Here is a 666-nt window from a genome sequence, read left to right on the forward strand (position 1 = left end):
CAGCACCATCAGGAGTGTCATTATCTACTCGTGCCCAAATCACCTGTGGGTTCACTAAGTTTTCATATAAAAATGGTAATGGGTTTACGCCTAATTCGGCATCCATCTCACTGGCATAATAACTTACACTATAATTTGCCGGATCCTGACCATCTAAAACAAAATCATTCTGTGTCGCTAAATCAAACTGAGCACTATTATTTGTCGGATCATTATCATCATCCATCTGATCATCACAAATCTCATATACAATCGCTTCCATATCACTATTAGCCTCTGCCGCCTCTTGAACCTCTACATTAAAACTAGGTGTGCTTATCGAACAACCAGTGTCGTTATTTGTTATGGCCACAAAAATCTGTTGTGGGTTACTCGTGTTGGTATATGGACTTACTAAGGCGTTCATTAAATCATCGGCGTCTTGTTGGCTGGCATGATAGCTTACTGTAAATAACGTTGAATCCTGACCATTTAGTACTTCAGCATCCTTTGTGCTTAAATCAAAAGCATAAGCGCCATCATTATTTAACTCACAAGCTATAAAATCACTCACCGCAACAACCTCTGGTAATGGGTTAACGATAAGCGTGAAGTCTACCACTGTAAAACAACCGGTAATATCATTAGTCACACGTACATAAATCACCTGTGGTGTGCTTGTATTGG

At 39.6% G+C, this 666-nt stretch carries 1 pseudogene; it reads right to left on the reverse strand.

The features are described 5' to 3' along the window. Nucleotides 1–666, reverse strand: a pseudogene (locus tag N4270_RS17100) (hypothetical protein); the annotation flags it as partial.

The organism is Psychroserpens sp. SPM9, from assembly GCF_025153525.1.
GTDB lineage: Bacteria > Bacteroidota > Bacteroidia > Flavobacteriales > Flavobacteriaceae > Psychroserpens.